Annotated in this window: 8 protein-coding genes; 2 read left to right on the top strand and 6 right to left on the bottom strand. The window is 33.6% G+C overall.

The genetic code is table 11. The features are described from left to right. Positions 1-913, top strand: a 913-nt coding sequence (locus BKM32_RS00680; protein ID WP_216349589.1) for a DUF6268 family outer membrane beta-barrel protein, incomplete at its 5' end; no start/stop codon positions are given. Between the two features lie 230 nt (positions 914-1,143). After that, the gene (locus BKM32_RS00675; RefSeq protein WP_076662091.1) at positions 1,144-1,593 is read left to right on the top strand and encodes a hypothetical protein; all 450 of its coding nucleotides are present in this window, start codon (positions 1,144-1,146) and stop codon (positions 1,591-1,593) included. 61 nt (positions 1,594-1,654) lie between these two features. On the opposite strand, the gene BKM32_RS00670 is transcribed toward BKM32_RS00675, so the two are convergent. The 6 genes from BKM32_RS00670 to BKM32_RS00645 form a co-directional block, all read right to left on the bottom strand. After that, a complete protein-coding gene (locus BKM32_RS00670) occupies positions 1,655-2,407 on the bottom strand; it encodes a hypothetical protein (RefSeq protein ID WP_076662089.1) in 753 nt (250 codons plus the stop codon). A gap of 83 nt (positions 2,408-2,490) precedes the next feature. Then, positions 2,491-2,940: a DUF3997 domain-containing protein gene (locus BKM32_RS00665; RefSeq protein ID WP_076662087.1), complete on the bottom strand. Its 450-nt coding sequence runs from the start codon at positions 2,938-2,940 to the stop codon at positions 2,491-2,493. 153 nt (positions 2,941-3,093) lie between these two features. After that, the gene (locus BKM32_RS00660) at positions 3,094-3,609 is read right to left on the bottom strand and encodes a hypothetical protein (RefSeq protein ID WP_253187366.1); all 516 of its coding nucleotides are present in this window, start codon (positions 3,607-3,609) and stop codon (positions 3,094-3,096) included. A 142-nt stretch (positions 3,610-3,751) separates the two neighbouring features. After that, a complete protein-coding gene (locus tag BKM32_RS00655) occupies positions 3,752-4,477 on the bottom strand; it encodes a DUF6090 family protein (RefSeq protein ID WP_123812036.1) in 726 nt (241 codons plus the stop codon). A gap of 164 nt (positions 4,478-4,641) precedes the next feature. After that, positions 4,642-5,316, bottom strand: a complete 675-nt coding sequence (locus BKM32_RS00650) for a YIP1 family protein (RefSeq protein WP_076662081.1) — start codon at positions 5,314-5,316, stop codon at positions 4,642-4,644. Then, positions 5,303-6,658, bottom strand: a complete 1,356-nt coding sequence (locus BKM32_RS00645) for a B12-binding domain-containing radical SAM protein (RefSeq protein WP_076662079.1) — start codon at positions 6,656-6,658, stop codon at positions 5,303-5,305. The genes BKM32_RS00650 and BKM32_RS00645 overlap by 14 nt, the downstream gene beginning before the upstream one ends. Positions 6,659-6,845 lie beyond the last annotated feature (187 nt).

Below are 6,845 nucleotides of genomic sequence, written 5' to 3'. Positions count from 1 at the left end.
CAATCTACACCTTACCTTATTTTTGTTAGTGCTATTCACGCTAACTGTTACGGCCCAAGAGAGTGCTCAGGATTCTACCGTATATAAGCAATTCCATAAGTTTCCGTTGTTGACCTTAGACCATTTCAATTATCCAAAGACTAGTTTTAATACCGATACTGATAGGGGAGAACTGGAAATGAACGAGCAACGCTTGACCATGCAGCTAGCTTTTCCCTTAAAGGAAAAAAAGACCTATTTGTTCAATAGCATCAACTATACCTTATTCAACTATCATACAACGTTCGACCAAAGTGCCTTGGACATCCAAGAGAGCTATCATTCTATTCAATTGTCTATTGGGCTTATTAGTGTGCTGCCCAAACGTTGGAGGCTTGTGTTCAATGCCATGCCTACCATAGCCTCCGATTTTCATAAACGTTTGAATTCCGATGATTTTATCTTCCAGGTGTCGGCCATGGCTACCAAAAGGGCAAGCCAAAATTTTCAGTATGGTTTTGGATTGGCCTATACCAGTCGTTTTGGAAATTTAACCATCATTCCCCTTGTGAGCTTTACCTATAAAAAGGAAAAGTGGTTAACCTCGGTAATTTTGCCTGCCTATGCAAGTCAATACTATGTGTTCAATGAAAAGTACCGATTGGGGCTTAAGGCTGCGGTGTATGGTAATTTGTACAATGTGCATTTTGATGACATTACCTCCACTTTAGATTTAAACAGGCTGTCCTATTCCAGAATCACCTTGGGACCAGAGTTTCAATTTAAGCTTATAGGCGATCTTTACGTGACTACAGGAGGCGGTATTGCCGTTCGAAATGTGTTTCAGGTACAAGATGACAACCTTAATACGGAATTGGATTTGGACGTAAAAAGCAGGGCCTATTTGAATGTGGGGCTACGTATTTTGAAATAAGCAATTAGCCAAGAAAGCGCCAATATTTAGAGCTCCATAGAGGGTAATTTACAGGGGATTTTAGCCTATAAAATGAAAGAAAACAGCAGCAGTTTTGTGCTGTTTTTTTGTGTGCGTTGAAATTTGATTAACTTTAATCGATAGACAACCGGTGTTTTAGAAGGATTGTAAGTGTCCATTTTCTGCGCCATTGCTGCGATAAAACACATGAGAAACCAACTACACGCAACATGAAACATAACAAGTTATTATTGCGGGCCTCTGGCATCTACCTGCTTATTGGATTGCTTTTGGCCTGGTCCCTGATTGGGGTGTATACCGATGTGCCTATAGCGCGATTCATATTTCCGGGAGATCCACAGCGCGTCTTACAGGGGCATATCGATTTTTTATTAATGACCGCCTTGATTTTGGGTGTCTCAGCAGCAAAAGTGTCTCTGGCTTGGCATGTGCAATGGGCTATGGTTATAGGCGCCTTTACCAATTCCAGTATTTTTTTGGCCTTTGCCATGATGCCTGCCATAGACCCCCGCTCTGAAGCCTTTTTGCCAGAGGCCACAGGAAGCCTAATTTCTCATTATAGCATACGGCTTAGTTTTATCATTACTACCTATGGCTTTGGTGGAGCCGCCATTGGCTTGATTAGGTCTACGTTTTTGAAAAAGAAACAGGAATCTTAGTATTTAAAGAAGGGAGCACTTTTTGGAATGTTTTATCTAGAATAAAGGTGGTTTAGCTTTGTTAGTTGCAGGGATTTCTCTTTCCTCCCATAGTATACCCAGTTTTTTGTCTAGGTCCATATTCAATTCTTATTATTTTACAGCAATTTACTTCGATTACATATTGAAAATTTTCTAACATCGCTCCTTGATTCCCGTGACAATCTTTAAAATCAAACTCTCCAGGTAATGTTTTTTGTAATTTCGATAATTCATCACCAACTTTGAATTTTGGAATTGTATTTTTTAAAATATCGTGTCTCACATATTGCGGCACAACATTATAAGCTAAAGATGGTAAAAGCTTTGGGAATGCAAATAAATAAATGAAAAGAAAAATAATAGGCAATGTCAGGATAGGAATCAAATGTATTTGTTTTAATTCATTTCGTTTTTTGTTCCAAATCAGATGGAAAGTCAGTCCGAATATTACTCCACAAATAGAGGCGTCTATAAAAACTCCTAAAAAGTTGTTTGATATTAAAAATACCCAGCCAATTAAAATTGTAAATCCAATTAAAGCATAAACTCCCGACAATATTGTGAAAATTAAAATTCCGTTGTTCTCGGAAAGTTTGATTATTCGTTTTCCAGGTAAAAGGATAAATAGGGAATAATATATGAGAAGAAAAAAGGAAGACCAAAAAATTACTACTCCCGTGTCTCCGCTTGAAGCATTTCCATATCTCAAATTTGACCAAATAATGTGAGTTATTATTTGCCCAATCCATCCCAATACGAGTGCTAAAAAGGATGTTTTTTTGAAGTGTTTCATTGGCCTTATAACTAGCGGTTTATTTATGGTTTCGTTACGTGAAAATCTGCAACAAAGAATAATTTGTTCTGCGGGCAGCTAGTTTATTCTAATTTTTCATCATAAAACGTGTATTCTAAATTATTAGGAACACCAAGGTTTATTTTTCCTTTTCTAAAGTCATTTTCATTTTTAAATTTATGTATTTGGTAATTATTATCACCTTTCATAATCTTTATAATGTAGTAATTTGTAACAGTTTTATTTGGTTTGGGGTTGTCAAAATCTATTAGGTGAGGAGAGGTGTTCTCACAGGGGTGTTGCTTTGCAATTATGAAATCTTTGTTATTGCCGACAGCAAAAACGTCGTGCTGAACAATTATTTTCTCCGGATCATATATTTTGTTATCCAAGCTGTATACAATTTGCCAATCCTTTTGATCCCAACCAATCAAATAAAAGTCATCAATTATATGTACTCCAGATTCGTTTGCACCAAAATAGCAACTTGTTAATGTTATTAAAATTAGAAGTTGAGATGTTATTTTTCTCATTTTTTCAAATTTGTGGCTAACGGTCTCGGCTATGAATAGTTGCGTGGTTTAGCGATTAACTTTACAAGTACAAACCAAACTGAAAATTTCACAGGAAATTTGAGAAGTAGGCGAGAACAAGCAATTACTAATAGCCATTGTTGTCTTCGTTTTTTATTTTGGTTTTGAATATTCGATTAATTCCTCCACATAGTGAAAATCACCTTGATTTTGAGTGAGTTTTATGAAGTTTTTTACAGCAGGTGCATATAACCAAACTTCTGTTTCATTTGCACTATATCCTCTAGAATTGGTAGTTTTTCCCGTGTATTTTATTGTGTAGGCCATAAATGTCCCCGCTTCTACTGTTTCTTCTTGGTATGATAGTACTTCGGCATTCTGACTTTGGTTTCCAGTAGTTCCATCTTGACTTGTCCAACTGTTTTCATATTTCCACTTTTTACCCACTTCGAGAGGCCAGTCGTACTTCGGTGTTTCACTTACATCTGGTTTAACAATTTCGGTAACGGGAATGGTATCTTTTCCAATAGTCATAGCTAGGACTCCGTCAAAACTTATTATTTCTCTTGTATCTGTTCCATCTGAGCGAACTTCTCCTTCAGTAGTCACACCTTTATATTTCCAGACCCATTTCTCGCCGAGTTGATAATCGGTTAGAGTAGGCTGCATGGTAGTGCTGGGTTTAGATGAGTCGTTACATGCACTTAGTAATACTAAGGCCAGTAATAGTAGAATTTGATTTTTCATTTTATTTCTTTAGACCTATATGGCGTGTTAGATTGAAATTTGTTACAAATATTATAGACCTAGGTTATTCTAATGACTGGTATTCATTATCTATGAGCTCGATTAACTTTGTAATACTCTGTTTTAATATAACGGATTGCCTTGTATAATAATTAAGTTGTCTAGATGAAATATAAATATCAGCTAATATTCGTTTGTCTGTAATTGTAATAGGTGAGCCAAAATCACCATATTTTATTTCATAAGCATATTTATTTCGTAATTCATTAGAACGATCCAATACATCCTCTCCAATGGTTATGATATTTTGGGCTTCCAATTCATAGATATTTTGAATATTATTAAATAGCTCACGATTGCTTATAATGTTTGATTTTCCTTCAGATATCATCGAATTATAAGTTCCAATTTTTGGTCGAAATTTTCTATCTGTAAAGAAAATATATTCTAATTCAGATACTCCTTCCACTTTGGGTAGCTTACCAATAATTTCCTCGAATATAAAGTCAATAGTTGTGTCTTGAGACATTAATTGAGCAATTCGCCATTTGTGGTCTTTGATTACTTGAGACAACAATAATGTATCTTGAATTAAATCACTCTTTATTTCTTTTAGATAGACTTTCTCTGCTTCTCGTGTTTTTTTTAATTCATTCGAGTTATTGATACTTAGGGCAATTAAAATTCCAATAACTACTAGTATAATTTCTCCAATAGCATAAAGAAGATATTTGACGACTTTATTATCGCTAATCATATTCTGTCTTACTTTTCTAAAGATTTTTGCCATTGGTTAATGTTTGATTTTAATGAAGCATAACGGTCTGGCCATGAGTAGTAGCGGATTTCTACTCACTAACCTTTCGGTTTTGCATTGACCTTTGTTTTATGTTTATACTTTCGTTTTATCACTTAAACCGCTATTGCTTATACACATTGTTGTGCCTTCGTACTTTATTCTTCCTTTAATAATTTTCGTCTGTTATAAATTCCAACTCCATATGAAATCAATAAGGGTATTGATAAAATTAGTGACAATCCAGTCAATAGCATCAAAACAAAGTAAGAACTATCGTGTGGTGTTGGGTTTCTCATTCCACCCATAATATTGAATACAACTCTATGTAAATTTAGCATTGTCAAAACAGATATAATTACACAAATTGGCATTATAGTAACAGTAATTATATTTCCTTTACTCAATTTAGTAAAATGCTTTAAAAAGTAGTACAATAAAGCTAATCTCCAAGCAGCTACAATAGCTAAAAACCAGATGTTTATGGTGTTTGAAGTTTCGATTGATAGAAATTTCTCAACAGGAATTGCGTAAAAGATTGCTGGAAATGAAGTTAATCCTATGAAAGTGACTACAATGAAATAACTCCAATTTTCAATTTTAAAAGGAAGTAAAATCAGCCAAATAAAGAAGGCTAAAACAAAAATGTATATAACTGAACCTAAACCTAAATGTTGCATCCAATTAGCACCAATATCATCCCAATATCTTCCCATTCCAACTAACCAAGTTCCTATCAAACCAAGAATGAAATGACGCTTATTAAAATTTAACATTTCGTCTCTGGATAACTTAAAGGTTAATAGTTTTATTAAGGTTTTAAATAGACTCATATGTTTTTGTTTGTCTTTTATTTAATAACGTTCGTTTAAAATGTTTTTTTCTATTCGCAACTAATTCTTTAGAGTAAATTCTTTTCATTAGTTTCTCAAATTCTGTTTCAAGTTCCTGAACAGTAAAGTTTTTTGGAATGAAATTCACATCAAATAATGTACACTTATCCCAATAGTTGTCTTTTAATAATCTGTTTTGACTTTTTAGCTGATTGTAAAGTTCTGTTCCAGGAAAGGGCGTTAGTAAAGTAATTTGAACTTCGGAAAGATTGCTGTCAATTATAAATTGTTCTGTTTCTTTGAAAGTATCTTTTGTGTCTGTGTCGAATCCAAGAATAAAGCAACCATTTACTGAAATTCCATACGACTGTATTTTGTCAATTGCTTTTAGGTAATTATCAAATTGTTTATGCTTCCAATCTTTTCTGTCAATACCTTTTAAACCTCTTTTGTTTGCAGTTTCAAATCCAATTAAGACTTGAGCACAGTTTGATTTTGCCAATAACTCTAACAATTCATCATTATAGGCAATAGAAATATCGGTTTCGGTAAACCATTTAATATTATATTTCCCAAATAGAGTTAATAATTCTCTCGACCATTTTTTATCTACAAATGTATTGTCATCAGCTAACTCAATAAAAGGTCTTTCCCAAACTTCAAGTATTTTGTTAAGTTCTTTTTCGATTTGTGAAATTGATTTCTTTTTGTATGCACTTATTGTTCGTGAAGCCGCACAAAAACTACAATTTAAAGGACAACCTCTTGTTGTTTGAATTGTTAACCTATTGTATTTTGAAATGTCGAGTAATTCATATTTCGGAACTTTACAAAATTTGAACTTGAAATTATATTTAGGGTTTGAAATTGAACTATAAATTGATTTTAGTTCATTATTTTGAAAATCTTTAAGGATGGTTTCCCAAATTATTTCTCCTTCTCCTTGAATAATAATGTCAGCAAATTTTGTAGCTTCTTCTGGCATTGCTGAAACGTGTAAGCCTCCAATTGCGACCGTAATTCCAATTTCTTTAAATCGCTTACATAATTCGTAAGTTTCATTAATCCTTGCTGTTAATGAAGAAAAAGCAATAATATCTGGCTTTTCGCTAATTATTTCAAGTATGTCAGATTCTGAAAAGTTATCTAATTCTTTGTAGATTATATTCCAATTTTCAGGTGTATGAGAGGCAAGAGTTAATAAGCCTAAACTTGGCAAACTTGCAATTACTTCACTTCTTTCTACAAATCCGGGTAAGGTCAATCCAAGGTCAAGTAATCGTTTATTATAAACTCTTACTCCACTCATTGAAATCAGAATAGCTTTATAATTTTTCTTCATTTGTAGGTTTTTCTTCGTATGAGGCACAACAAAGGGCTAAACACCATGGTTTTATACCCATGATATCAGCAAGGTTGGTTATTTTGCTTAAAAATAGGGGTTTTCTTTAAAATTAGTATGAAAAAACTGTCTTTTGTAGGCTGAGGTATATTTCAAGGTTTGCCGTGGTTGTTCTTGGTGTTGTTTA

The sequence above is a fragment of the Mangrovimonas sp. DI 80 genome (assembly GCF_001975575.1).
GTDB lineage: Bacteria > Bacteroidota > Bacteroidia > Flavobacteriales > Flavobacteriaceae > Mangrovimonas_A > Mangrovimonas_A xylaniphaga.
Note: the sequence above shows the minus strand (reverse complement) of the source record. Positions and strands in the feature narration are given on the sequence as shown.

Excerpts from the sequence above, each read along its gene's own strand:
- BKM32_RS00675 (WP_076662091.1), top strand. The coding sequence starts at position 1,144 with ATGAAACATAACAAGTTATTATTGCGGGCCTCTGGCATCTACCTGCTT.
- BKM32_RS00670 (WP_076662089.1), bottom strand. The coding sequence starts at position 2,407 with ATGAAACACTTCAAAAAAACATCCTTTTTAGCACTCGTATTGGGATGG.
- BKM32_RS00665 (WP_076662087.1), bottom strand. The coding sequence starts at position 2,940 with ATGAGAAAAATAACATCTCAACTTCTAATTTTAATAACATTAACAAGT.
- BKM32_RS00660 (WP_253187366.1), bottom strand. The coding sequence starts at position 3,609 with ATGCAGCCTACTCTAACCGATTATCAACTCGGCGAGAAATGGGTCTGG.
- BKM32_RS00655 (WP_123812036.1), bottom strand. The coding sequence starts at position 4,477 with ATGGCAAAAATCTTTAGAAAAGTAAGACAGAATATGATTAGCGATAAT.
- BKM32_RS00650 (WP_076662081.1), bottom strand. The coding sequence starts at position 5,316 with ATGAGTCTATTTAAAACCTTAATAAAACTATTAACCTTTAAGTTATCC.
- BKM32_RS00645 (WP_076662079.1), bottom strand. The coding sequence starts at position 6,658 with ATGAAGAAAAATTATAAAGCTATTCTGATTTCAATGAGTGGAGTAAGA.